Genomic DNA, 23,952 nt, shown 5'->3' on the forward strand with positions numbered 1-23,952 from the left:
AGAGCGCTCTCACGATGGAGACTCAATCAACCGATTGGCGTAATGCATGGTCGGTAGCCGCCGCGAGCGGGGTTCGGCGGATTCAGGCGGTCGCCCGGCCTCGGTGGATCGGCCGAAGTGTGGTTGCCGCGAACCGGTGGGCAGGGTGCGCGGTTGCCGGGGACCGGGGTGCGGTTGCGGGGCCGGTGGGCTCGTGGGTGCGGTTGCCGGTCGGGACTACTTCGCGTCGGCGTAACTGGCCACCGGCACGGCCTTGAGCGGGAAGCGGACCGGGGTGTCGCCGAAGACGAGGCGGGACGCCTCCGCGCCGGCGGCTGTCACCTCCGCGCACACGGTGTCCGCCGAGTCGGCCGGGCAGTGGACCAGGACCTCGTCGTGTTGGAAGAACACCAGGTGGGCGCCCGGCGCGGACTGGTGCAGGCGGCGTCTCAGCGCGCCGAGCAGGGCCGCCGTCCAGTCCGCCGCGCTGGCCTGCACGACGAAGTTGCGGGTGAACCTGCCCCACTCGCGGGCGACCCGGCGGGACTGGCGGATCGCGTCCTCGCCCTCGTCCGCGTTGCCGGTCACCTCGCGCCACGCGTCCGACGGCGGCGGGCTCGTCCGGCCCAGCCTGGACCGCACCAACCGGCCCTGTTCGCCGGCTGTCGCCGCTGCCTCGACGTACCCGACCGCGTCGGGGAAACGTCTTCGCAGCACCGCCAGCAGCGGACCGGCCTCGCCGCTGGTGCCGCCGTACATCGCGGACAGCATGGCGATCTTCGCCCGGCCCCGGTCGCCGTCGAACGCGTCCGCCGCGAGGTTCGTGTACAGGTCGTCGTCGCCGGACACCTCGGCCAGCCTGCGGTCGCCCGACAACGCCGCCAGCACACGCGGCTCAAGCTGCGCCGCGTCCGCCGCCACCAGCCGCCACCCCGGATCGGCCAGCACCGCCCGGCGCAGCGTGCGCGGGATCTGCAACGCCGCCCCGCCGCGCGTCGCCCACCGGCCGGACACCACGCCGCCCACCACGTAGTCCGGTCTGAACCGGCCCTCGGACACCCACTGGTCCAGCCACGACCAGCCGTGCGCCACCCACAGCCTGGCCAGCTCCTTGTACGCCAGCAACGGCTCCACCGCCGGGTGGTCGACACCCTTGAGCACCCACGCCCGCGCCGACGGGATGTCGATGCCCTCCCGCCCGAACGCCCGCACGATGCCGCCCGGGTGGTCCGGGTTGACCGGACGGCCCCCGAACGCCGCCGTGATCCGGTCCGCCAGGTCCGCCAGCCTGGCCGGCCGCGCCCCGTTCACCGGCTTGGGCCCGAGCAGCTCCACCAGCAGCTCCTCGTGCACGTCCGCCCGCCACGGCAGCCCGTGGTGCGTCATCTCCGCGGCGGCCAGGGCGCTGGCCGACTCGGCGGCGAACAGCAGCCGCAGCTCGTCGGCGTGGCCCAGCCCGGCCACGGCGCGCTGCTGCTCGGCGTGCACCGCTGTCAGCGCTTCCAGCGGGTCCGCGGCGCCGGGCAGCGGCTCCCGTTCCGGCTCGAACAACGTCGGCTGGGTGTCGCGCTTGCGCGGCCCGTGGTCCTCCGGCACGGGCAGCCCGCGCAGCCGGGCGACCGCCGCGCCCAGACCGCGTGGCTCCCGATGCCTGCCCTGGTAGGCCAGCAGCAGCGTCTCCACGTGGTACAGGTCCAGGCACCGCTCCACGCGCACGCCCCGCGCCAGCAGCCCGGGGTAGACCTCGGCCGTCGACGCCCACAGCCAGCGCGGCCTCGACCCCTCCAGCCCGGCCACCGCGGACGCCAGGTCGGCCGTCTCCACCACCGGCCCTTCGGGCACACCCGAGTCGGAGAGCAGCCGGATCCGACCGGTGTTCTCCCCGTGGGCGACCAAGGCGACGAGCATGCTTCGGATTGTGCACCGGGGGTACGACAATTCCGGGTCGCGGCGTCGCCCGTTCGTGTCACGGGAAGCCCGGCAGTATGTGCGGTGTGGATCGGATCCTGTCACCCGGTGAGCTGCTGGACCCCCGGCACGAGGTGGTGCCCTTCCACGGCCGGGTGCGCGAGTCGGCGGCCCTCGCCCGGTGGCGTGACGGGGGCAGCCGGTCGTCCGTCCTCCTGCTGCACGGCCCGTCCGGGGTCGGCAAGACCCGGCTCGCGCGCCGGTTCGCCGACGACGGGGTCCGGGTGGTCGACGACGCGGAGCTGATCCACTGGCAGGAACTGCACGGCGTGTTGCAGGAGCAGAGCGCCCGGGTCCTCCTGGTGGCCCGGCGCACGGGCTGGTGGTGGTCGGCGATCCGCCAGCGGGCGGGCGATCTCGACTACGCCGCCGCCGAGCTGGAGCTGACCGCCCGCCCGGCCGACCACGGCATGTCGTTCGCGTCCGCCTGCGCGCACTTCGCCGACGTCCTCGGCCGACCGCGCCCCACCACACCGCCGCCACCCGCCGACACCCTGCACGACGTCCACCTGGCCGCCCTCGCCGCCGTGCACGGCTCACCCGCCGACGACCCGGTGGAGCTGGTGCGCTGGCTGTCCGACGTGGACCCGACCCCGCCGACCAGGGGACGGCTCGCCGAGGACGTGCTGGCGGTGACGCTGCTGGACGACCGGATCGAGCCCGAGCGCACGCCGGACGCCCTGGAAACCCTGCTCCGCGCCGCCGAGCGGTGGCCGCACGCGTTGCGCCGCGCCGAAGAGCTGTTCACCACGAACCCGGAACTCGCCGGCGTCGTCAGCGCCGCGAGCCTGACGGTGCTCGCCGAGCGGCCGGCCGCGGCCAGAGCCGTCGCCCGGCACGTGTTCAACGACCCCCGCTTCCACTGCGACGCCCTGCCCGCCGTCCTGACCCGCACCCTCCTGCACGACAGCGCGGGAGGAAAGCTGGAACGCGCCGAGCTGCACGGGATGCTGGGCGCCCGGGCGGCCCTCGCCGCGCTCCGCGAGGAAGCCCTGGAGTCGGCACGCCAGGAGGTCGCGCTCTACCGGGAACTGGTCGGCGAAGACCCGGCCGAGTACCGCCCGGCGCTCGCCGATGCCGTGGGAGACCTGGGGTTGAGGCTGGTCGCCGTGAACCGGAACGAGGAGGCGCTGGCCGCGTCCGAGGAAGCCGTGGAGCTGTGCCGGCTGGTCGCCGAGGACGACCGGGACTGCGCGCCCCAACTCGCCGCCGCGCTCGACCAACTCGCACTGCGACACGCGGCACTGGGCCGCCGGGACGAGGCGGTGGCCGCGACCGGCCGGGCCGCGCGGCTCTACGAGGAGGTCTCCGAGCGCAACCCGGCGCTGTTCCGGCTGGACCTCGCCAAGGTCACGCACCACCTCGCCGTGCGGCTGTTCGACGCGGAGCGCCCCGAGGAGGCCACCCGCGCGGCGGAGTCGGCGGTCGTGCGGTGGCGGGCCGTGGCGGACGCCGATCCCCGCTACGAAGCCGAGTTCGCGCGCACGCTGGCGTCGGTCGCGGCACTGCTGTCGGCGTTCGGGCGGCACGAGGAGGCGGCCGTGGTGGTGCGCGAGTCGATCGACGTGCTGCGTCGGCTGGCCGCCGCCAACCCGCGGGTCTTCGAGCCGGACCTGGCCGCGGCGCTGGGCAACCTCAGCACCGTGCTGTGCCATTCGGAACGCCGGTCCGAGGCGTCGGCGGCGTCCGGGGAGTCGGTGCTGGTGTGGCGGCGGGTGGCGCGGGACGGCGACCCGCGGGCGGTCGGCGAACTGGCCGCCGCGCTGGGCGGACAGGCCGACCTGCTCGCCCGGCCGGACAAGGTGGCGGTCGCCGAGGAGGCCGTGGCACTGGTGCGGCCCTTGGCCGACAGGTTTCCCGCGAGCCACCGGGTGGACCTCGCCGTCGCCCAAGCCCGGCTGGCGCGGCTGCTGCTCGCCGAGGGCCGTGAGCTGGAGGCCCGGATGATCGTGGACGACCTGCCGGCCGTCGAACGGCTCCGACTTCCGGTGGCGCGCGGCGGGGAGCTGGCGTCCGCGCTGCACCTGCTGGCCGACGCGCTGGCGTCGGCGGGGCACGACGAGTCGGCGCTGCGGCAGGCCGAACGGGCCGCCGAGGTCTGGCGGGACCTGATCGGACGCCACCGGGGCGCGCCGGTCGCCTTCGCCGCGGCCGTGCACCGGACCGCCGTGCTGATGCGCGACGTGGCGCATCCGGAGGCGGTGGCCCGCGCGCGGCTGGCCGTGCTGGTGTGGCACCTGAGCCGGACGCCGGACGAGTTGGCGGCCGACCTCCGCTACGCCGAGGCGCTCACCTGCTACGCCCGGCTGTGCGCGGCGGCCGACGTCCACCTGGACCAGGCGTTGTCGTTGGCGCACAAGGCGGTCATGGTGCTGCGCGCCGCGAAGGCCGCGCCGGACCGGTTCGTCCGCGCCGTCGAGGCGGTGGAGGAAGTGGTCCGGGCGCACCCCGACCCGAAGGCCGCGCGCGCCCGGACCCAGGCGATGGTCGCCCGCGACTGGCCTAGTTCTTCGTGATCAGCGACCGCAGGAAGAACGCCACGTTCGCCGGGCGCTCCGCCAGCCGCCGCATGAAGTAGCCGTACCACTCGTCGCCGTAGGGCAGGTAGACGCGCATCCGGTTGCCCGCGGCGGCGAGGCGGCGCTGCTCCTCGGGCCGGATCCCGTACAGCATCTGGAACTCGTAGCTGTCCTTGGACCGCTTCGCCGCCAGGTCCGCCGCGATCGCGACCAGCCGGGGGTCGTGCGAGGCCACCATCGGATAACCCTCGCCCGCCATCAGGATTTTCAGGCAGCGCACGTACGACAAGTCCACGTCCGCCTTGTCCTGGAACGCGACCGAAGCCGGCTCCTGGTACGCGCCCTTGCACAGCCGGACCCGCGACCCGGCGTGCGCCAGGTCCCGGCAGTCCTGCTCGGTGCGCTTCAGGTACGCCTGGAGCACCGCGCCCACCCACGGGAAGTCGACCCGCAGCTCGCGCAGGATGCCCAGCGTCGAGTCGGTGGTGGTGTGGTCCTCCATGTCCAGGGTGACCGTGGTGCCGACGACGCCCGCCGCCGCGCAGATCCGCCGCGCGTTCTCCAGGGCGGTCTTCTCGCCGTCCACGGGCAGGAACTGGCCCACCGCGGACAGCTTCACGGACACCTCGGCCCGGTCCGCGTAGCCCGCGGTCTCCAAGCGCCGCAACAGTTCCAGGTACGCGTCGACGGTGGCGGTGGCCTGCGCCGCGTCGCGGGTGTCCTCGCCGAGGTGGTCGAGCGTGACGAGGCGGCCGTCGGCCAGCACCTCGCCGGTGGTGGCGATCGCGGCGTCCACGTCGTCACCGGAGACGAAGCGCTTGACGACCGGCCGGGTCAGCGGCGTGCGTTCGACTAGCCCGCGGATGGCCCCGGATCGCGAGGCGGCGAGCAGTGTGGAGCGGAGCATGGGTCACCCCTGGTGCGGGTAGCGGTAGGAGGTCGGAGCCGCGAACGTCTCCTTGATCGACCGGGGGCTCACCCACCGCAGCAGGTTGTGCACCGAGCCGGCCTTGTCGTTGGTGCCCGACGCGCGCCCGCCGCCGAACGGCTGCTGGCCGACGACCGCGCCGGTGGGCTTGTCGTTGACGTAGAAGTTGCCCGCGGCGAACCGCAGCTCGTTCTGCGCGTGCGCGATGGCCGCCCGGTCCCGCGCGATGACCGCGCCGGTCAGGCCGTACGGGGCGGCGCTCTCCATCTGCTTGAGCACGGTGTCGTAGTCGGCGTCGTCGAACACGTGCACCGCGAGCACCGGGCCGAAGTACTCGGTGCTGAACACCTCGTGCTCCGGGTTGCTGCCCAGCAGCACGGTCGGGCGCACGAAGAAGCCCTCGGAGTCGTCGGCCGTGCCGCCGGCCGCGATCTCCAACTGCGCGTCGCCCCGCGCGGCCTCCAGCACGCCGGACAGCTTGTCGAACGAGCGCCGGTCGATGACCGCGCCGAGGAAGTTCGAGAAGTCGTTGACGTCGCCCATGGTCAGCGACTCGACGTCGGCGATGAAGTCGTCCTTCATCCGGTTCCACACCGAGCGCGGGATGTACGCGCGGGACGCGGCCGAGCACTTCTGGCCCTGGTACTCGAACGCGCCCCGGACCAGCGCGGTGCGCAGCACGTCGATGTCCGCCGACGGGTGCGCGAGCACGAAGTCCTTGCCGCCGGTCTCGCCGACGATGCGCGGGTACGAGCGGTAGCCGGCGATGTTCGCGCCGACCTGGCCCCACAGGTGCTGGAACGTCTTCGTGGAACCGGTGAAGTGGATGCCCGCCAGGTCCGGGTGCCGCAACGCGACCTCGGACACGGCCAGGCCGTCACCGGGCAGCAGGTTGATCACGCCCGGCGGCATGCCGGCCTCTTCGAGCAGCCGCATGGTCAGGTGCGCGGCGAAGGACTGCGTGGGCGACGGCTTCCACAGCACCACGTTGCCCATCAGCGCCGGGGCGGTGGGCAGGTTGCCCGCGATGGCGGTGAAGTTGAACGGCGTGACCGCGTAGACGAAGCCCTCCAGCGGGCGGTGGTCGGTGCGGTTCCACACGCCGGGGGAGGACTGCGGCTGCTCGGCGGTCAGCTCCCGGCCGAACGCCACGTTGAAGCGCCAGAAGTCGATCAGCTCGCACGCGGCGTCGATCTCCGCCTGGATCGCGGTCTTGGACTGGCCCAGCATGGTCGCCGCGTTGAGCGTCTGCCGCCACGGGCCGGCCAGCAGGTCGGCGGCCTTGAGCAGGATCGCGGCGCGGTCGTCGAAGGACAGCGCGCGCCACGCCGGGGCGGCCTGCCGGGCGGCCTCGATGGCGTCGGCGGTGTCCTGTCGGGTCGCGCCGTGCAGGGTGCCCAGGACGGCGCGGTGGTTGTGCGGCTGGACGACGTCGAAGCGCTCGCCACCGCCCACCCGCTGCTCGCCACCGACGGTCAGGGTCAGTTCGGTGGGCTCCTTGGCCAGTCCGGCCAGCTCCGCCTGCAGCCGCGCGCGCTCCGGGGTGCCGGGGGCGTAGCTGAGGACGGGCTCGTTCACCGGCGCGGGAACCCTGGTCACGGCATCCACGAGAGAGCAGCTCCTTCGCCACAAGGTTGTGTCCCCTCACGGTAGGACCGCCGAGCGTGCGCACCGTTGTCCTCCCGTCTAGGCTTGCGGCCCTGCCGTTGTGCGGGCGGACAAACGTGCGGCCGGTCGGCTGCCGACCGAAGGAGGGTCGGGGTGAGCCTGCGGCAGGTGCTGATCGCGCTCGGCGACCCCCTGGTGGAGATCCAGATCGCGCCGCACGGCCTTGAGGTCGACGTGCACGACGTGGTCATCCTGGACCCGGACGACGTGCCCGACGTGCGGCCGGGGGATCTCGCGCTGGTCATCGGCGCTCGCGGTCGCGCGGCGTTGCCGCTGGTCAAAGCCGCCGGGCAGGGTGGCGCGGCGGCGGTCGCGGTCAAGATCGACACGCCCGCCCCGGTGCTGCGGCAGGCGGCGGCGGACGTGGGCGTGGCGCTGCTGGCGGTGCGGCCCGAGGTGCGGTGGGAGCACCTGGAGTCGCTGGTCAGGGGCGTGGTGAGCAGTGCCCGGCTGACCGCCGCCGCGGACGCGGGCGAGGTGCTCGGCGACCTGTTCGCGCTGGCCCAGACGATCGCAGCGCTGACCGGCGGCATCGTGAGCATCGAGGACACCGCGAGCCGCGTGCTGGCCTACTCCCGGTCCTCCGACGAGGTGGACGAGCTGCGCCGGCTGTCCATCCTGGGCCGCCAGGGGCCGGAGCCGTACCTCAAGATGCTCCGCGAGTGGGGCTTCTACCAGCGGCTCCGCTCCGGCGAGGAGGTCGTGCGGATCGACGAGCGGCCCGAGCTGGGCATCCGCCGCCGCATCGCGGTCGGCATCCACGCGGGCAGCCAGCCGCTGGGCACGATCTGGGTCCAGGAGGGCGCCACCCCGTTGACCGAGCAGTCCGAGCGGGCGCTGCTCGGCGCGGCCCGCGTCACCGCCCTGCACCTCGTGCAGCAGCGCGAGCCGACCGCCGCGTTCCGGGAGAACCTGCTGGTCTCCCTGCTCGACGGCCGGATGGACGCCGCGTCGGTCGCCGAGCAGATCGGCGCGGACCCGGCCAAACCCGCCGCCGTCGTCGTGTTCGCCCTGCGCGGCCAGGAGAGCGCCGACCGCACCCAGCACGAGCTGCGCCGCACCGAGATGACCGGGCTGATCTCCGTGCACGCCGCCGCGTACCGGCGCAGCGCGCTGGTCAGCCAGTCCGCCGGGCGCACCTACGTGCTGCTGCCCGACCTGCCCCCGACCGCCCCGCTGCTGGCGCTGACCAGGGAGATCGTGGCCGCCGCGCGCAAGCACATGGGCCTGCGCGTGCAGGGCGCGATCGGCTCCACGGTGGCCACCGTGGACGAGGTGATGATCTCCCGCAACGAGGCCGACCGGGTGCTCGACGCGATGGCCCGCGACCTGGACGCCGAGGTCGCCACGCTGGCCGACGTCCGATCGCAGGTGCTGGTCAGCGAGATCCTGGCGCTGCTCGCCGAGCACCCCCGCATCCGCGATCCGCGCCTGGAGAGGCTCGATGCGGAACTGGCGCGCTCGCTGCTGGCCTACCTGGACGCGTTCGGCGACGTGCGCTCCGCCGCCGCCCGCCTGCACGTCCACCCGAACACCCTGCGGTACCGGGTGCGGCGGGCCGCCGAAATCGGCGAATTCGACGTGGAGGACCCTCTCCTCCGGTTGTTCGCCCAGTTGCAACTAAGGCTGGGCTGAGCGCTTCACCGCCCGCCCCTTACGCTGCGGCCGTGAACCTCGATGCGTCGCCCAGGCGCGGCAGTGACTTCGCGGAGTTGTCCAGGTCGGTCAAGCAGGCGGGTCTGCTCGACCGCCGGATCGGCTTCTACGTCTTGTGCCTGGTCGGCGCCGTCGCCGCACTGGGGACGACCCTCGCCGCCGTGGTGTGGGTCGGTGACTCCTGGTGGCAGCTCGGCCTCGCGGCCCTGCTCGCCGTCGTGTTCACCCAGATCGCGTTCCTCGGCCACGACGCCGGCCACCGGCAGATGTTCGCCACCAACAAGATCAACGGGGCGGTCGGCCTCGTGCTCGGCAACCTGCTCATCGGCGTCGGCTACGGCTGGTGGATGGGCAAGCACAACCGCCACCACGCCAACCCCAACCACGAGGACGAGGACCCGGACGTCGACATCGCCGTGCTCGCGTTCAGCGCCGAACAGGCCGTCCGCAAACGCGGGTTCTTCCGGCTCGTGGTCAAGCACCAGGCGTGGCTGTTCTTCCCGCTGCTCCTGCTGGAGGGCTTCAGCCTGCACATCATCAGCGCCGCCGCCGCCGTGCGCCGGGAGGTGCGCGGGTGGCGGCTGGAACTCGTGCTGCTGTCCGTGCACGTGATCGGCTACCTCGGCCTGGTGTTCACGGTCATGTCGCCGCTCAAGGCCGTCGTGTTCATCGCCGTCCACCAGGGCCTGTTCGGCGTCTACATGGGGTGCTCGTTCGCGCCCAACCACAAGGGCATGCCGGTGCTCACCGCCGGCCACCAGTTGGACTTCCTGCGCAAGCAGGTCCTGACGTCCCGCAACGTGACCGGCGGCTGGTTCACCGACTTCCTGCTCGGCGGCCTGAACTACCAGATCGAGCACCACCTGTTCCCGAACATGCCGCGCCCCCACCTGCGCCGGGCGCAGACGATGGTCCGCGACTTCTGCCGGGAGCGGAACATCTCCTACGCCGAGTGCGGCCTGTTCAGGTCGTACGGGTACGTGCTGAAGTTCCTGCACGAGGCGGGAGCTGAACTACGCGATACAGGAAAGCTCGCTCGATCAGCGTCCAGCCAGTAGTGGTCAGCAGGTAGACACCGGCCGCCAGCGGCAGGACCGCGGCGATCGCCACGGTCCCGAACGGCAGCAGCCGGAGCACCTTCGCGAACGGAGGCTGCGGCGCGTCGCTCCGCGCGGCGATCCACGCCTGCCAGCGGGAGGTCGCGAACGCCACGGCGGTCAGGGCCGCGAACAGGCCGACGAACACCGCGTTGTGGCCGAACACGCCCAGCCAGTGCGTGCCCAGCGGCGTGCCGAACAGGGTGCCGTCGAGCAGCGGGTTCGGCGTGGTGACCAGCCGGTACATGACCATGAAGAACGGCACCTGGACGAGCGCGGGCAGGCACCCGGCGAACAGCGAGGTGCCGTTCTTCTTGTACAGCTCCATGGTCTTCTCCTGGAGCTTCTGCTGGTCCTTGCCGTACTTCTCCTTCAGCGCCCGCATCTCGGGCGCGAGCGCGGCGCGGGCTTTCTCACCGCGCACGGCGGCGCGGCTGAGCGGGTGCATGAGCAGCCTCACGGCCGCGGTGAACAGGACGATGGCGAGGGCGGGCGTGGCGATGCCCGCCAGGGCTGAGCCCAAGGCGTGGAACACAGGGGTACTCCGTCGTTGTCGAGAACCGGGGACGTCAGGCGCTCAGGCCGAGTCCCGGTGCTCGTGGACGGGGACGCCCTGCGGCGTCGGGGTCGCGCAGGCGCAGGAAGGCCGTCTTCAGGGCTTTCTCGCGCAAGGAGAGGGAACGCACCCAGGCGGGCGCCTCGACCACCGGCGCGGCGGTCAGCAGCAGCACCACGAGGGCCACCGCCGCCACCGCCGCCAACACCTCGGCGGGCGAGTTCAGCAGGGTGAGCGCGAACAGACCCGGCAGGTACAGCGCGAGCAGCAACTGCAGCCTGGTCATGTCCACCTCCCTGATCTCACTCGACTGTACCCACCAGCGCGGGCCGTGCGGGGTGGTCGTAGCGCACTGTCACATCGGCTCGGGGCTCGTAGCCCGCGTAGGCGGGGATCGTCCACTGCCGATCGGGTTCGGTCTGCCGGGCGAGTGCCGCGTCGGACAGCCACAGGTGCACGGTGAGTTCGGCGGGCAGCCACTTGTCCAGCAGCAGCGTGCCGTCCAGCAGGAGGACACCGCCCTCGGGCAGCGTCACGTAGTCCGCGCGGCTGGCACGGTCGGTGACCGCGTTCCACAGCGACGGCAGCACCCGCCCGGAACCGCCCGGGTCGAGCGGTTCCAGCACTTCCCGGACGAGCCCGTCGGCGTCCAGCCAACTGTCCCGGAACGAGTCGGGATCGGTGTGCCCGAACTCCAGCCGGACGGAGGCGGGCCGCAGGAAGTCGTCGGCCGACACGCGCTGGACCGGCCGCCCTCGGGCCTTCAGCGGCTCCACGAGGGCGTCCGCCAGCCGTCCGGGCCGGGTGGGCGGCGCGCCGTCGAGGATCACGCGCACCCGACCCGAGCGCGGCAACGCGTCGACCCGGTCGACCAGCTCGGCGACCAACGTCTCCGGTGTCAGCGGACGCACCTTCACGGCAGCGGGTAGTCCTCCCACCCGTCCGGCAGGGTGGGCACCGGCCAGTCCGGGTCCGGCGCGAACTCGGCCCACTTCGGATCCCACCACGTGTCACCGGCGTCGAGCATGGCCTCGATCCCCTTGCCCGTGCGGCGGATCGACGCACCCTGCTCGGCGGTGTACTTGCCCTCCACGACCTGCCGCTCGAACTCCTCGCGGTCCTTCTCGACCCAGCCACCCTCGACCGGCACCCAGTAGTCCAATTCGTGGTCGAGCGTGTCGAAGCCGAGCGAAGTGCGACGGAACGGGTCCTGGAGGTTCAGGTACCAGCCGGCGAACCGCCGATCGGGCCCCTGCCAGTAGAGGTCGACGGAGTAGGCGGCACCAGGCCGGTGCATCTGCAACTTGCCGTGCCCCCGCCAATGAGTGTTGCCCGCGACCTGCCACCCGTGAGGGAAGTGGTGCGAGGGAAACCCGAAGACAGTGCCCGGAACCGTGAAGACGACCAACAACCCAGGCTCGTCCAAGACAACCCGAGTAGGTGTCACCGCCCACGGCCGTCCGTGCAGCACTTCACGACGCAACGCCACGTCCCCGGGCGCGAAGAACCCACCCTCAAACCCCATACCACCAGCCTAGATGATGACCAAGCCAACCAGGCCGAGACGAGAGCATCGGTTCATCTTTCTGAGCAACTTGACGGCAGAAGGGAAACCACGGACTCAAAGTGCTCCATAAGCACGCACGTCTGGGCTCAAGCCGGGAACATTACGAGAATGGACCACATCATCGATAAGCCCTGAAGCTGCCAGGGACGGCTGGAACGCCACACGCGCTACGGAACGTGCACTTGCGGGTGCCAGGTCGCGGCCCACAGCAACGCGAGTCGATCGGCTGGGCGGGTTGCTCTGCGGGCGGCGTGTTGCGCTGACAGCCGTCCCCCGGCAGCTCAGGGGCATCGATAATATGGTCATTTTGCGTAGTGTTCCCAGCTTTATCCAAGACCTGCGTGCTTACGGAGCGCTTTGAGTCCGTGGTTCCTCTTCTGCCGTCCTTTTGCGTAAAAGCATTTCAAAGCTCAGGTGAGTGCCCGTTGCAGTCGTGCCGCCGCCAGTGCGCGTCTGGGGTCTGTGCTGTCCAGTCGTCGGACGAGCTGTTCCAGGGCTTCGGCGTCCTCTCCGGTGCCTGCGTACGTCCACAGTGCTTCGACGTCGTCGTGGTCGAGTACTCCCCTGCGCACGGCTGCCGCGAGGTCCTCGCGTTCTTCTCGCACCACGGGTGCGTCGGAACGTGGCAGTAGTTCGCCTCGGTATGCCTCCGCCGCTGAAGGCACGTCGCCTGCCTTCAGCGCTTCACGCACGGTCAGGAAGTCGCCCCGCACGTCGGCTGACAGTCGATAAGGCCTGGTCAGCAGCACTCCGCCGAGTTGGGCGCGCAGTCGGTGCAGCTCGGCCCGCACGGTGGTCGGGTTGCCGCGTTCTCCGTAGAGGCGCAAGGCCAACTGCTCGGCCGTGAGACCGCGTGGGTGCAGGGCCAGGGCTGTCAGCAGTTCGGCGTGCCGCAGTGAGAGGGCCAGGGCACGGCCGTCCAGTGAACCGCTCGGTTCGCCGAGGAACCGCAGCGACAGCACCGGTCTTCGTGCGCTCCGGCGTGGCACGCGGAGCAGATACCCCTCGTCCAACGGCTCCACGACCGCCTCACGCCCATCTTCCAGCCGCACCACGCCGCTCGACACGTCCACCCGCTCGTCCGGCACGTCGCCGGCCGCCAGCACCCGGCCGGTGGGGCTGAGCAGTGCGCCGGGTTCGCCGCGCAGGCTGATCAGGTGTCGGATGTTCGCCGAGCGCAGCCGTTCGTGCTCCGTCACCAGTCGCACGTGAAGCTGGCTCTCCACCAGCCGCGCGGCGGTCGAGACCAGGGCGCTCATCGCCGGATGCATGCTGCTCAGCGGACCGCTCACGTCCACGACGCCGAGCGTCCGCCCGGTGTCCGGGTCGCGCACGGGGGAGGCCGCGCACGTCCACCCGTGATAAGTGCGCACCAGGTGTTCCGCCGAGTGCACGGTCACCGGGCGGCCCACGGCGAGCGCGGTGCCCATGGCGTTCGTGCCGATGGCGTCCTCGCTCCACCGCGTCCCCTCGGTCAGCCGCACCCGCTCGGCCAGGCCGCGCACCGACGCCGCGCCCTCGCACCACAGGATGTGGCCGCCCTCGTCGGTGATGATCATCACGTGCTCGGTCTCGTCGGCGACGCTGACCAGCGTCTCCCGCAGCATCGGCAGCATCGCCGCCAACGGGTGGGCGCCGCGCCGTTCGGCCACCTCGTCGGGGCCCAGCACGACGGGCGCCGTGTGCCGGTCCGGGTCGACGCGGGCCGCGAGCGAGCGCCGCCACGACTCCACGATCACCTGACGGGCGCCGGACGTCGCGGTCCCGCTCAGCGTCGCCTCGTGCAGACGGGCGAGCCGGCGCGGGTCTGGGTGCATGGCGGACCTCCTGGGCACCCCAGGATGACGTGCCGTTCCACGTGGCGGCAAGCTGATCGATGCTCCGATCGGGTGCAACGTGACTGCAACGTTGTGCCCCCTACCTTCGCCGGCGATCGACGCGACGACGCGGGAGGCGGAGCAGATGGCCAAGTACGCGGCACCCGGCCGGACGGGCAGCGTGGTGTCCTACCGGGAGCGGTACGACCACTTCATCGGTGGTGACTACGTGCCGCCGGCCAAGGGCCACTACTTCGCCAACCCGACGCCGGTCACCGGCGAGGTGTTCACGGAGGTCGCCCGGGGCACCGCCGAGGACGTGGACCGGGCGCTGGACGCGGCGCACGGCGCGGCGCGGGCGTGGGGCCGGACGTCGGCCGCCGAACGGGCGACCGTGCTCGCCGAGATCGCCGACCGGGTCGAGGACCACCTCGAAGCCCTGGCCGTGGCGGAGACGTGGGAGAACGGCAAGCCGGTCCGCGAGGCGCTGGCCGTCGACCTGCCGCTGGCGGTGGACCACTTCCGCTACTTCGCGGGCGTGGTCCGGGCGCAGGAGGGCGGCATCTCGCAGAGCGGTGAGGGCCTGGTGGCCTACCACTTCCCGGAGCCGCTGGGCGTCGTGGGGCAGCTCGTCCCGTGGAACTTCCCGCTGCTGATGGCCACCTGGAAGCTCGCGCCCGCGCTGGCGGCCGGCAACGCGGTGGTGATCAAGCCCGCCGAGCAGACCCCGGCGTCGATCCACGTGCTGATGGGCCTGATCGCGGACCTGCTGCCGCCCGGCGTGGTGAACATCGTGAACGGGTTCGGCAGGGAGGCGGGCAAGCCGCTGGCCGCGAGCCGCCGGATCGCGAAGATGGCGTTCGCGGAGCCGGGGCTGGGCGGCAAGAGCCCGAACGTCTTCTTCGCCGACGTGGCCGCGCGGCGGGACACCTTCTACGACCAGGCTTTGGAGGGCTTCACCAGGTTCGCCGCCAACCAGGGCGAGGTGTGCACGTGCCCGTCACGGGCGCTGATCCAGAGTTCGATCTACGACCAGTTCCTGGCCGACGCCACCGAGCGCACCAAGGCCATCCGGCAGGGCGACCCGTTGGACACCGAGACCACGATCGGCGCGCAGACCAGTACCGACCAGCTCGCGAAGACCCTGTCGTACATCGACATCGGCCGGCAGGAGGGGGCACGGCTGGTGTGCGGCGGTGAGCGGGCCGACCTCGGCGGCGAGCTGTCCGGCGGGTACTACGTGACGCCGGCGATCTTCGAGGGCGACCACAGGATGCGGGTGTTCCGGGAGGAGATCTTCGGGCCGGTCGTGTCGGTGGCCCGGTTCGACGACTTCGACGACGCCGTGAAGACCGCGAACGACGTGCTGCACGGCCTGGGCGCGGGCGTGTGGTCGCGTGATGGCGGCACGGCTTACCGCGCGGGACGGGAGATCCAGGCGGGCGTCGTGTGGGTGAACAACTACCCGGCGTTCGGTGGTGACAAGCAGTCCGGCATCGGGAGGGAGAACCGCCGAGTGCTGCTCGACCACTACCAGCAGACCAAAAATCTGCTGATCAGTTTCTCCCCCGAGGGCCAGGGCTCTTCCTGATCGGACCACCATGGCGAGGGGAGGCGGCGCGCCGGCCGCCTCCCCGCCTGCCTCACTTCTGCCAGGGAACCTGCGGTGACGGGTAGAAGTTCACGCCTTGCGCCTGCCAGCGCGGGCCCTGCGCCGCCAGGCGGTGCTTGAACTTCTCCCAGTCGTGCGTGTGCCACGGCGACCACGCCAGCTCGGCGATGGCCGGAAGCCTCGGGAACGCCATGTACTCGACGTCGGCCGACTTCGTCAGGGTCTCCGTCCACAGCGGAGCTTCGACGCCACGGACCGCCGACTCGGGCAGATCCTGGATGTACGCGCCGGGGTTCCAGTCGTACGCGTCCTGCACGTCGGTGAAACCGGCCCAGCTCAGACCCAGCGGCGTATTCGCGTCGTACTTCATGTCGAGGTACGCCTTGGACGCGGGCGACAGCACGATCTCGCTGCCGCGCTGCGCGGCGGCGACCATGTCCGGCGCGACGGTCTTCGTGCCCCAGAACTGCGGCACGGTCGACGCGGGCGGCGTGGCCTTCACGAATTCGTGCCAGCCGGACGCCGTCTTGCCGTGCTTCGCCACCAGCGGCAGGACCTTGTTCATGAACTTGATGAAGTCCGGGTCCGAGGTCTGGTGCGCCTCGTCGCCGCCGATGTGGAGGTATTCGCCGGGCGTCAGCGCCGCGACCTCGCGCAGCACGTCGTCCACGAACTTGTAGGTGATGTCCTTGTCGATGCAGAGGGAGCTGAAGCCGACCTCGATGCCCGTGTACAGCGGGGGAGCGACGCCGTCGCAGTTGAGTTCCGCGTACGAGGAGAGCGCGGCGTTGGTGTGGCCGGGCAGGTCGATCTCCGGGATCACGGTGATGTGCCGCGACGCCGCGTAGGCGACCAGCTCCTTGTACTGGGCCTGGGTGTAGTACCCGCCGGCCCCGCCGCCGACCTCCGTGCTGCCGCCGTGGGTCGTCAGGCGCGGCCAGCTCTTGATCTCCAGCCGCCAGCCCTGGTCGTCGGTCAGGTGCAGGTGCAGCCGGTTGACCTTGTACTGCGCGATCTGGTCGATGTAGCGCTTGACCTCGTCGACGGAGAAGAAGTGCCGCGCCACGTCGAGCATCGCACCCCGGTGCTCGTAGCGCGGGTAGTCCAGCACGCTGCCGCCGGGCACGGTCCACGGACCGCGTTGCTTCGTCTTCGCCTCCACCTTGGCGGGCAGGAGCTGGCGGAACGTCTGCACGCCCGCGAACAGGCCCGCCGCCGTCTTCGCGCGGATCACCACGCCGCGCCGCGTCACGTCGAGCTGGTAGCCCTCCTTGCCGACGCGGTGGTCCGCGCCGACCAGCAGCAGCGAGATGCCGCGCCACGATGCGCCGGGCGTCACCGGCAGCCGGTACCCGGTGGACGGGCGCAGCACGTCGGCCAGGTACTCGCCGACCTTCTTGGCCTCCCGTGAGCCGGGGTGGGTGTGGATCCGCGTGTCGGCGGACAGGGTGTAGGCCACGCCCGGCTTGGGCGCGACCTTCACCGGGGCGGGCACGATCCGGTGCGAAGAGTTGTGCGGCAACGACGTCTCCGGGGCTGCTCGGGCTGGGACCGCCGTGCCCGCCGCGCCCAGCAACAGCAGCGCGGCGAGCGCCCGTCCCAGGCCGCGCCGTCGGGCGCTGCCGGTTCTTTCCACGTGTCTGGGCACGGACATCCTCCTGGGGTCGGCGTGGATCACCCGGGCGGCGGCGAATTCACCGTTACAGCCGGACCAGGAGGTGTCAAGGTCCAGACCAATCAGGCGAACTTCGGTGTGCCGAGGCCGGCCCAGACCTCCGGGAAGCGTTCCTCCACCCGGGCGGCCTTCGCCAGCTCCATGCCGTACAGCAGGCCGAACGTGAACCCGTTCCCGCCGTCCCGGTGCGCCTGGCCGCCGAGTTCGCGCAGCACGGGCCGGGCCACCACGCTGTCCTGGTGGTCGCCGAGCAGCGTCTGGAGGTCCTTGAGCCGCTTGCGGTACTTCGTGGCGCTCTTGCCGAACACCGGTTCGACCGTCTCCACCGCGTAGCGCAGCCGCTTGGCGGCCTTGCGCGAGTCGTGCAGCGACTCGTCGTCGTGCGCGTTCCCGGCGGACGCCGCCAGCCTGCGGTAGGCCTTCTCGACCAGCGGCGGCAAGGTCTTCTTGGCCTTCGTCGCGGCGAGCGGCGTGAGGGGCGGGTCGGCGATCAGCGCGTCCACGGCGTCCAGCAGCGCGAAGTAGCGGCGGCTCTCCATCGCGGTGGTCGCCGACTCGTGCGCGGTGGCCTCCAGCGGGGCGAAGTGCCGGGTCAGCTCGGCCGACACGGTGCCGAGCACGAGATCCGGGTCGAGCTTGGCGACGTGTTCCTCGAACCCGGCCCGCATCACCTCGGCGTCCCGCGCGTCGCCCAGCACTCCCGCGATCCACTTCAGCTCGTCGGTCAGCGCGCGGGTGCGGTCGCGTTCCACGATCTTGCCGAACGCCTGGAGCGCGCTGCGCATCCGCCTGGTCGCCACCCGCATCTGGTGCACGGCGTCGTGTTCCTGACGGCGGACCTTCGGGTCGTAGTGCTTGAGGGCGTCGGCCTGCTCACGCAGGTAGGCCAGGACCACGCCGCCGGCCGTCTTGCCCGGCTCGGGGGCCGGGGGCTCGGGCGCGAGGCGGCCCGCGAGGAGGCGGGTGAGCTTCGCCGAGGACGTGGAGCGGACGATGCCGGCCTGGGCCAGCCGCTCCTCCACGCGGTCCAGGAGGGCGGTGTCGCCGCGCTCGCCGAGTTCCACCTCGATCTCGCGCCAGGTGTCCACCGACTCGTCCGCGACGTCCTGCGCGGACACCAGGTCCTCGACCACTTCGACCAGGAGCTGGCCTCGCTCGTCCACGAGCTGCCAGCGCTGCCGCGTCGTCTGGATGCGGGCCACCGGCGCCAGCTCGCCGCCGCGCACGTGCACCTGGACGAGCGACCCGAGTTCCTTGGGCGGGTGCTTCGCCGCGCGGCCCGGCGGCAGCCGGACCTCCTCCCGGGTGTCCTCGTCCACCGGGAGCTTCAGGTGCCACCCGGCGTCATCCCCGCCCGTCCGCCTGCGCAGCGTCAGGCCGGCGCGGGCCAGGCGAAGGTCGACGGTGTCGTAGTAGACCGCCTCCAGCCGCTGCTGCTCCGGACCGGCCGTCGCCGCGACACCGGGCAGGTCGGTCAGCTCCGGCAGCGCGACACCACCGGGCGCCTCGTACTTGCGTTCCGTCTCGTGGACCGATGTCGACATGTACCAGAAATACACCGTTGGGTGAGGGTTTACCCCATGTCACTATGGGTAGTCGGGCCGTTACCCTGGCCGGGGGTGGTTGCCGACCGTCCGCGTGGTTTTCCCAGCGTGCGCCTGGACGAGGCCGGTTCGTGGGGTTGGCTGGCCCACGTGCCCACGGAAAAGGAGCGGCTCGACGCGGTCGAGCCGACCGTCGCCGAACTCGTCACCGACATCCAGCTACTGACCGCCGAGCTGGGGCGGGTCGGCGCGCGGCTGCACGTGCTCGAACGCCGGCTCTCCGGCGCGGGATCGGGGCCGGACGAGGACTTCGACGCCGTGGACGAGGAGATCGCCGACGTGGTGGCGGCCCTGCGGGCGGCGTGGGACGCCGAGCAGGAGGTGCTCGCCGACTCGGTGCGCGTGGAGCTGCGGCAGGAGGTCGCGGAGTACGACGAGCTGAAGGAACGGCGCGACGCCGGGCGGGCGCGGTTGGCTTCCGGGCGGATGCCCCGGTTCGAGCGGGACGCGCAGGAGCACGAGGTGCACCAGCTCGACTGGCAGATCGAATCGCGTGCCGGCGGGGCTTTGGAGGCTGCCGCTCGGTTGGATGCCGATCGGATCGCGGCCGAGTCTCCCTGGCGGCGGGAAGCCTTGTTGGCCGGGGAGAAGGCTCGTGAGGAGATCTGGGACGCGGCTGCTCGGCGGTTGGAGCGGGCGTTGGCGGCTGATGCCCGGTTGCCGGTGTGGTTCCGGGTGGGGTTGGGGGAGATCACCAGTCCTGATCCGAATCCCTGGGTTCGGGCTGCTACCGGGGTGATCGCTTATCGGTTGGAGTACGGGGTGGTTGCGGCGGTCGACCCGTTGGGGGAGCCGCCTTCGGCCGGGTCCGGGGTGGCGGCTTGGGTGCGCCGTGCCGAGGTGTATGCGGATCTGGTGGACCAGTTGCAGTCGTTGCGTCTCTAGGTCGCTGCTGGTCCTGGGTTACTTCGGGCAGTTGGTGGTCATGGCGGCTAATGCGTCGTGTTCTGCTTGGTCGATGGTGAGGTTGTAGGTCGTCTTCACGTCGATCCAGTTCAGCGCGTAGGTGCACCAGTAGGTTTCCACTGGTGGTTTCCACTTCGCCGGGTCCTGGTCGCCCTTCGACCGGTTGCTCGCTGCCGAGACCGCGATCAGTTGGATGCCGCCCAGGTCGTTCGCGAACTTCTGGCGTTGTTCGTCGGTCCACGTGTTCGCCCCGGACCTCCACGCTTCCGCCAGGGCCACCGTGTGGTCGATGTCGAGTTTGCCCGCGTCGGTGATCGTCACGCCGTCGTACACGCTTGTCCACGTGCCGGCGGTGGCCTTGCAGTCCGCGTCGCTGCGCACGTCGGATCCCTGCCGTTGCAACACGATCTCGCGGGTGTCGCAGGAGTTGCCCTGGCTGGTCCAGTGGGGGAAGCGGTCTCGGCTGTAGCCCGCCATTTTTGCTTCCGGGGCTATGGTCAGGGCCGCCAGGCGGGTGGCCGGGTCTTGGCCCGGGGTTGCGCCGGGGACTGTCGGGGTCGGGGTGGTCGAGTCCTGGTAGCGGGTCAGGTAGTAGCCGATGGCTAGGAGCAGGATCAGCACCACGATGCTGGCCCAGGTGGTCGACCGCTTCCGGCTCATGGGGCAATGATCAGCGATCACTGTCACGGCGCGGTCACTGGGGGCCGGGATGTTGGGCGGACCGGGGAAATCAGGGCGTGCAGTGGGTTGTGGGACGGGGTGAGGCGCGTGCGTCTGGTGGCGAGAGCGGTCCTGCCGGTGGTGGTCGGGTTGTTCGTCGCGTTCATCGTTGCCGGGACTTCCGTGCACGGGCCGTTGCTCACGGTGGTCGGGGTTGTCGTGGCGTTGGCGCACGGGGCGGCCTTGTGGTGGCGGCGTACGCATCCGGTGCTGGTCATGGGTGTCGCGTTGGTGGGTGGGTTGGTGGTGCAGCTTGTTGCGCCCTCGGCTGTCTTTCCGTACGCGGGGCTCGTTGCGGTCTGGGCGTTGGCTGCTGCTCGTCCGCCGTGGATTTCGTTGCCCGGCTTGGGGTTGTTGCTCGGTCTTGGCTCGGTGAACTTCCTCACCACGTCGGTGGACGACACGATGTTCGTGATGGCCGTGTCCATCCTGCCGTGGGCGTTGGGCGAAGTGGTGCGCAATCGGCGGGTTGCGGTGGAGCAGGGGGCTCGGCGGGCGGTCAGTGAGGAGCAGGCTCGGATTGCCCGGGAGTTGCACGATGTGATCGCGCACAGCCTCACCGTGATGGTGGTCCAGGCTGCTGCCGCTGATGACGTCTTCGACCTGCGGCCGGATCGGGCGCGGGAGGCGTTGCGGTCCATCGACGCCACCGGGCGGGCCACGTTGGACGAGCTGCGGCGGTTGTTGGCGGAGGTGCGGCCTGATGTGCACGGGCTCGGGCGGTTGGACGAGCTTGTCGCGCCGTTGCGGGCGGCCGGGTTGCGGGTGGAGGTGCGGCGGGACGGTGACTTGCGGGTGCCGGCAGGGGTTGATCTCTCTGCCTATCGGATCGTGCAGGAGGCGTTGACCAACACGTTGCGGCACGCTCGGGCGAGCTGGGCGGAGGTGGTGGTGCGCAACGACTCCGGTGTGTTGGAGGTGGATGTGCGGGACGACGGGCGCGGCGGTGTCGGCGGGGTCGGACGTGGCATCGCGGGGATGCGGGAGCGGGCGGCTGTGCTGGGTGGGACGGTGGACGCCGGGCCGTTGCCGGGTGGTGGGTTCCGGGTGCACGCCCGGCTGCCGTTGGCGGTCGCCTCGTGATCCGGGTATTGGTGGCCGACGACCAGACGTTGGTGCGTGGCGGGTTCCGGATGATCCTGGAGGCACGGGACGACATCGATGTGGTCGGTGAGGCGTCGGACGGCGCGGAAGCCGTTGCGCTGGTGGAACGACTTGCGCCGGATGTCGTGCTGATGGACGTCCGGATGCCGGTGATGGACGGGTTGGAGGCCACTCGGCGGATCGTGGCGTCCGGGAGTCCCGCGCGGGTGCTGGTGCTGACCACCTATGACGTGGACGACTCGGTGTATGCGGCGTTGCGGGCCGGTGCCAGTGGGTTCCTGCTCAAGGACGTCCGGCCGGTCGAGTTGGTCGACGCCGTGCGGGTGATCGCGCGCGGGGACGCGTTGCTCGCGCCTTCCGTCACCCGGCGGTTGTTGGACCGGTTGGTGGACGCCATGCCCGCGCCGTCGCCTCGTGCGCTGGACGTGTTGACCGAGCGGGAGGTGGAGGTGTTGCGGTTGGTGTCGTTGGCGTTGTCGAACGCGGAGATCGCCGCGCGGCTCGTGCTCACCGAGGCGACGGTCAAGACGCATGTGTCGTCGGTGTTGCGGAAGTTGGGGTTGCGGGACCGGGTGCAGGCCGTCGTGTTGGCCTACGAGGTGGGGCTGGTGCGTCCTCGGTCCGTGTGATCGGTCTGAAGGCGGAGGCTCAAGACCGTTCTCGCGTCGGATGCCCCACAGCGGGTGTGTTCCTAGCGTCTTCGGCATGTCGCGAGGTCGAGGTGTGGGGGCGGCGTGCCTGCTGTTCCTGTTGGCGCCGTTGGTGGGCGAGTACGTGTTGGGCAACGTGCCGTTGTCGAGCATCGGCGGGTTGGTGGTCCTCGCCCCGATGTACGGCGGCGGCGCGGTGCTGATCCGTGAAGTCGCCCGTCGGACCGGTCGCGGCTGGCCGACGATGCTGGTCCTGGGCCTTGCCTACGGCGTGCTGGAGGCCGGACTGCTGGACCAGTCGATGTTCAACCCGTCGTTCGAGGGGCACGACTTTCACGCCGTGACGCCGGTTCCGGCGTTGGGGATCAGCGCGTTGAACGCGTATTCGTTCGTGGTCGGGCACGCCGTCTGGAGTATCGGGGTGCCGATCGCGCTGGTCGAGACCTTGGCGCGGGACCGCCGCACCGCGCCTTGGTTGGGGCGTGTGGGGTTGACGGTGTTCTCGCTGGTCTTCGTGGCGGGTTCGTTCGTGGTGTTCCGGGCGCTGTACCGGGAAGAGGGCTTCCTGGCCACGCCCGGCCAGCGGATCGGCGCGGCGGTCGTGGTGGTGGCGCTGGTGGTCTCGGCGTTGCTGGTCCGGCCCCGGACGCGGGTCGAGCGGCGGGTGCCGGGGACGTGGGCGGTCGGGATCGGGGTGTTCCTGGCGTCCAGCGTGTTCGTGCTGTTCCCCGAGTCCTGGACGGGGCTGTGGGTGAAGATCGCGTGGACCGTGGTCGTGGCGTTCGTGTTGCTGTGGTGGGGGAGGAGCACGCGGTGGGGTGCCGGCCACCGGTTCGCGGCGGCGGCCGGCACCCTCGTCACCTACACGTGGTTGGGGTGGATCCTCGTGGAGAAGTCCACCGGTCCCCTGGTCGCGCACGCCGTGCTGGTGGTGCTGGTCTGGGTGTTCCTGGTGGTGGTCGGGACCAGGGCGGTCAGGGCCGGCTCGTGAGGTAGCCGCCCATGTGCGTGAAGTACTCGGTCGCGCCCAGTTCGCGGCCGTCCTCCGTGCGGACCCGCTTCACCAGCAGGGCGTGGTTGCGGCCCCGTCGGGCTTCCGCGCCCGCCACGATCGCCACGCCGTCGCCCTCGCGGTAGAAGATCCGGCCGGGGGTGCCGCCGTAGCGGGCCTGCGAGACCTCCGCCTCGATGATCTCCAAGCGCTTGCCCTTGTGGAACGCGAACGCGCTCGGGTACGGCGCGCACTGGGCGCGGACCAGGCGGTCGAGTTCTTCGGCCTCCCACGTCCAGTCGATGCGCAGGTCCTCTTCGGCGCGCTTGTGGAAGAAGCTGGCCTTCGAGCGGTCCTGCTTGGTGAAGTCGGTGCGGCCCTTGGCGATCTCGGCCAGGCCGTCGACGGTGATCGGGCCGAACAGCTCCAGCGTCTTGTGGAACAGGTCGGCCGTCGTGTCGCGGGGACCGACCGGGACGGCGCGCTGGAGCACGATGTCGCCCGCGTCGAGCGTGTCGTCCATCATGTGCGCGGTGACGCCGACCTCCTTCTCGTCGTTGATCAGGGCCCAGATCAGCGGCGCGAAGCCCGCGTAGGCGGGCAGCAGCGAGTCGTGCACGTTGAGCGTGCCGTGCTTGGGGAGGTTGAAGATGTGCGGCGGGATCCAGGTCCGCCAGTTGGTGGCCACGATGACGTCCGGCGCGGCCTCCTTGAGCTTCTGGAACAGCTCGTCGTCGTCCGGGCGGTTGCGGACGACCACTTCGACGCCGTGTTCGGCCGCCAGGTCGGCTACCGAGTCGCTCCAGATCCGCTCGTACGCGTGGTCGCTCTTGGGGTGGGTGACGACCAGCGCCACCTCGTGCTCGGAGTCCAGCAGCGCTTGGAGCGTCCGGTGGCCCCAGGTCTGGTAGCCGAACATGACGACCCGCATGGGG

At 71.3% G+C, this 23,952-nt stretch carries 20 protein-coding genes; 8 read left to right on the forward strand and 12 right to left on the reverse strand.

The features are described from left to right. Positions 1–216 precede the first annotated feature (216 nt). A complete protein-coding gene (locus tag ACQPZF_RS06990; RefSeq protein ID WP_433269440.1) occupies positions 217–1,887 on the reverse strand; it encodes a bifunctional 3'-5' exonuclease/DNA polymerase in 1,671 nt (556 codons plus the stop codon). Between the two features lie 86 nt (positions 1,888–1,973). Between ACQPZF_RS06990 and ACQPZF_RS06995 the strand changes: the two genes are divergently transcribed. Beyond that, positions 1,974–4,463 (forward strand): tetratricopeptide repeat protein, encoded by a 2,490-nt coding sequence (locus ACQPZF_RS06995; protein WP_433269442.1) that lies wholly within the window; start codon positions 1,974–1,976, stop codon positions 4,461–4,463. On the opposite strand, the gene ACQPZF_RS07000 is transcribed toward ACQPZF_RS06995, so the two are convergent. Both ACQPZF_RS07000 and pruA read right to left on the reverse strand, forming a co-directional pair. Then, entirely contained in the window at positions 4,450–5,373 is a 924-nt protein-coding gene (locus ACQPZF_RS07000; protein ID WP_433269444.1) for a proline dehydrogenase family protein, read from the reverse strand. The genes ACQPZF_RS06995 and ACQPZF_RS07000 overlap by 14 nt on opposite strands. 3 nt (positions 5,374–5,376) lie before the next feature. Beyond that, a complete protein-coding gene (gene pruA, locus ACQPZF_RS07005) occupies positions 5,377–7,002 on the reverse strand; it encodes an L-glutamate gamma-semialdehyde dehydrogenase (protein ID WP_433269446.1) in 1,626 nt (541 codons plus the stop codon). 153 nt (positions 7,003–7,155) lie between these two features. Here pruA and ACQPZF_RS07010 point away from each other — a divergent pair, with 153 nt between their 5' ends. Together ACQPZF_RS07010 and ACQPZF_RS07015 are read left to right on the forward strand one after the other, a co-directional pair. Continuing rightward, on the forward strand, positions 7,156–8,697 hold the full coding sequence (locus ACQPZF_RS07010; RefSeq protein ID WP_433269448.1) for a PucR family transcriptional regulator: 1,542 nt from the start codon (positions 7,156–7,158) through the stop codon (positions 8,695–8,697). Positions 8,698–8,729: 32 nt separating this feature from the next. Continuing rightward, positions 8,730–9,776, forward strand: coding sequence for a fatty acid desaturase family protein (locus ACQPZF_RS07015; RefSeq protein ID WP_433269450.1), 1,047 nt, complete (start codon positions 8,730–8,732; stop codon positions 9,774–9,776). Here ACQPZF_RS07015 and ACQPZF_RS07020 read toward each other — a convergent pair. The 5 genes from ACQPZF_RS07020 to ACQPZF_RS07040 all read right to left on the reverse strand — a co-directional run bounded on the left by ACQPZF_RS07020 (position 9,682) and on the right by ACQPZF_RS07040 (position 13,755). Then, on the reverse strand, positions 9,682–10,350 hold the full coding sequence (locus tag ACQPZF_RS07020; protein ID WP_433269452.1) for a YidC/Oxa1 family membrane protein insertase: 669 nt from the start codon (positions 10,348–10,350) through the stop codon (positions 9,682–9,684). The two genes, ACQPZF_RS07015 and ACQPZF_RS07020, sit on opposite strands and share 95 nt — an antisense overlap. A 34-nt stretch (positions 10,351–10,384) precedes the next feature. Next, positions 10,385–10,657, reverse strand: coding sequence for a DUF6412 domain-containing protein (locus ACQPZF_RS07025; protein ID WP_433269454.1), 273 nt, complete (start codon positions 10,655–10,657; stop codon positions 10,385–10,387). A 16-nt stretch (positions 10,658–10,673) separates the two neighbouring features. Continuing rightward, complete coding sequence (locus ACQPZF_RS07030) at positions 10,674–11,288, reverse strand: uridine kinase (protein WP_433269456.1); 615 nt, start codon at positions 11,286–11,288, stop codon at positions 10,674–10,676. Next, positions 11,285–11,896: a DUF402 domain-containing protein gene (locus tag ACQPZF_RS07035; protein ID WP_433269458.1), complete on the reverse strand. Its 612-nt coding sequence runs from the start codon at positions 11,894–11,896 to the stop codon at positions 11,285–11,287. Before ACQPZF_RS07035 ends, ACQPZF_RS07030 begins: the two co-directional genes overlap by 4 nt. A 452-nt stretch (positions 11,897–12,348) precedes the next feature. Next, complete coding sequence (locus tag ACQPZF_RS07040; protein ID WP_433269460.1) at positions 12,349–13,755, reverse strand: GAF domain-containing protein; 1,407 nt, start codon at positions 13,753–13,755, stop codon at positions 12,349–12,351. A gap of 145 nt (positions 13,756–13,900) precedes the next feature. Here ACQPZF_RS07040 and ACQPZF_RS07045 point away from each other — a divergent pair, with 145 nt between their 5' ends. Continuing rightward, entirely contained in the window at positions 13,901–15,346 is a 1,446-nt protein-coding gene (locus ACQPZF_RS07045; protein WP_433274460.1) for an aldehyde dehydrogenase family protein, read from the forward strand. Positions 15,347–15,398: 52 nt separating this feature from the next. Here the strand turns inward: ACQPZF_RS07045 and ACQPZF_RS07050 are convergent, their stop codons facing one another. Beyond that, positions 15,399–17,015 carry a beta-N-acetylhexosaminidase gene (locus ACQPZF_RS07050; protein WP_433269462.1) on the reverse strand — a complete coding sequence of 539 codons (1,617 nt, stop codon included), beginning with the start codon at positions 17,013–17,015 and terminating at the stop codon, positions 15,399–15,401. 89 nt (positions 17,016–17,104) lie between these two features. Then, entirely contained in the window at positions 17,105–18,586 is a 1,482-nt protein-coding gene (locus ACQPZF_RS07055; protein WP_433269464.1) for a CHAD domain-containing protein, read from the reverse strand. A gap of 75 nt (positions 18,587–18,661) precedes the next feature. Between ACQPZF_RS07055 and ACQPZF_RS07060 the strand changes: the two genes are divergently transcribed. Then, positions 18,662–19,531 carry a hypothetical protein gene (locus ACQPZF_RS07060; protein WP_433269466.1) on the forward strand — a complete coding sequence of 290 codons (870 nt, stop codon included), beginning with the start codon at positions 18,662–18,664 and terminating at the stop codon, positions 19,529–19,531. A gap of 18 nt (positions 19,532–19,549) precedes the next feature. On the opposite strand, the gene ACQPZF_RS07065 is transcribed toward ACQPZF_RS07060, so the two are convergent. Next, positions 19,550–20,212, reverse strand: coding sequence for an HNH endonuclease family protein (locus ACQPZF_RS07065; RefSeq protein WP_433269468.1), 663 nt, complete (start codon positions 20,210–20,212; stop codon positions 19,550–19,552). 108 nt (positions 20,213–20,320) lie between these two features. On the opposite strand from ACQPZF_RS07065, the gene ACQPZF_RS07070 reads away from it, so the two are divergent. The 3 genes from ACQPZF_RS07070 (at position 20,321) to ACQPZF_RS07080 (ending at position 23,017) form a co-directional block, all read left to right on the forward strand. After that, entirely contained in the window at positions 20,321–21,355 is a 1,035-nt protein-coding gene (locus ACQPZF_RS07070) for a sensor histidine kinase (protein WP_433269471.1), read from the forward strand. Further along, complete coding sequence (locus tag ACQPZF_RS07075) at positions 21,352–22,005, forward strand: response regulator (RefSeq protein ID WP_433269473.1); 654 nt, start codon at positions 21,352–21,354, stop codon at positions 22,003–22,005. The genes ACQPZF_RS07070 and ACQPZF_RS07075 overlap by 4 nt, the downstream gene beginning before the upstream one ends. A gap of 76 nt (positions 22,006–22,081) precedes the next feature. Further along, complete coding sequence (locus tag ACQPZF_RS07080) at positions 22,082–23,017, forward strand: hypothetical protein (RefSeq protein WP_433269475.1); 936 nt, start codon at positions 22,082–22,084, stop codon at positions 23,015–23,017. On the opposite strand, the gene ACQPZF_RS07085 is transcribed toward ACQPZF_RS07080, so the two are convergent. Continuing rightward, the gene (locus tag ACQPZF_RS07085; RefSeq protein ID WP_433269477.1) at positions 23,001–23,948 is read right to left on the reverse strand and encodes a methionyl-tRNA formyltransferase; all 948 of its coding nucleotides are present in this window, start codon (positions 23,946–23,948) and stop codon (positions 23,001–23,003) included. The two genes, ACQPZF_RS07080 and ACQPZF_RS07085, sit on opposite strands and share 17 nt — an antisense overlap. Positions 23,949–23,952: the final 4 nt, after the last annotated feature.

The organism is Actinosynnema sp. CS-041913 (genome assembly GCF_050942485.1).
In the GTDB taxonomy this organism is placed as follows: Bacteria; Actinomycetota; Actinomycetes; order Mycobacteriales; family Pseudonocardiaceae; genus Actinosynnema.